Here is a 1,391-nt window from a genome sequence, read left to right as displayed (position 1 = left end):
GGCCGGCCTCGGCGGGCGGCCGGTAGTCACCGCTGCCGCCGCCGACATAGACACCGGTGGTGCTGCCTCGCAGGCTCGTCGCGTCGATACCGGCCCGCTCCAGCGCCTCCCAGGCGGCTTCGAGCACGATGCGCTGCTGCGGATCCATCACGATGGCCTCGCGCGGCGAGATGCCGAACAGGCCCGGATCGAAGTCGGCCGCGTCATGGAGGAAGCCGCCGTGGCCGGTGGCGCTGCGTCCGCGTCCGCCCTCCGGCGGACCGCCGAGCAGAGTGTCGAGATCCCAGCCGCGGTCGGTCGGGAACTCGCCCACGGCGTCGGTTCCTTCGGTGACAAGCCGCCACAGCTCCTCGGGCGAGGTGACACCGCCCGGGTAGCGGCAGGCCATACCGATGATCACGACCGGGTCTTCGGCGGTCTGTACGGAAGCGGCCACGGGTGCCGTGGTGGCGGGCGCCTCACCGAGCAGCAAGGTCCGCAGATGCGCGGCGAGTTCGGCCGGTGTCGGATGGTCGAAGACCAAGGTCGCGGGCAGAGTGAGCCCGGTCGCGTCCTTGAGCTGGTTGCGCAGGTCGACGGCGGTCAGGGAGTCGAAGCCGAGGTCGCGGAAGGGCAGCTCGGACTCGACGGCGTCGGCGTCCGCGTGGCCGAGGACCAGGGCGACCTTCTCGGCGACCAGCGCGAGCGGCGCGTCGGCACGTTCCGACTCGGGCAGGCCGAGCAGCCACTGCCGGTAGGTGCCCGCCGTGGACCGCTCCTCCCTCCGGTCACGCTCGGCCGCCTCCCATGCGGCGCGGGCCTCGGGCAGTTCCGCGAGCAGGGCGCCTCGGCGCGCCTCGGTGAAGGCGGGTGCGAAGGTCTCCCAGCGGACATCGGCCACGGTGACGGCGCTCTCGCCGTCGGCGACGGCCCGGCCGAGCGCGGCGAGCGCCGCGTCGGCGTCCATGACGGGCAGTCCGTTCAGCCGCAGATGCGCGGCCATGGCATGGTCCACGGCCTCCGTCCAGGCACCCCAGGCGACCGACAGCGCGGTGGCTCCTCGGGCACGGCGCGACCGGGCGAAGGCGTCCAGCCAGGCGCTGAACGCGGCCTCGGTCTCCTGGCCGCGTACGCCCCAGGTCCCGGCGATCGAACCGAACAGGACGAAGGCGTCCAGCGGCCGGTCGCCGAGGACCGTGTCGAGCTGGACGACTCCGGCGAGGGCCGAGGAGAGCGCCGCCTCGGAGTCACCGTCCGGCTCCTGCGCGTGGACGACGGCGGTGAGCGGCGCGTCCTCGGGAACGGTGGCCAGCAGCGCGGTCAGCGCGGCCCGGTCGGACATGTCGCAGACGGCGAAGGTGACCGTGGCGCCGAGCCGCTTCAGCTCGGCTTCGAGTGCTTCCGTACCGACG

The 1,391-nt window shown here is 73.7% G+C and carries 1 protein-coding gene; it reads right to left on the bottom strand.

The features are described from left to right. Positions 1 to 1,391: beta-ketoacyl synthase N-terminal-like domain-containing protein (locus tag GA0115259_RS11145; RefSeq protein ID WP_141716524.1), on the bottom strand; the 1,391-nt coding region annotated here is incomplete at both ends.

Origin of the sequence: Streptomyces sp. MnatMP-M17, assembly GCF_900091995.1 — a bacterium.
Lineage (GTDB): Bacteria > Actinomycetota > Actinomycetes > Streptomycetales > Streptomycetaceae > Streptomyces.
This window is presented reverse-complemented; position numbering and strand designations above follow the sequence as displayed.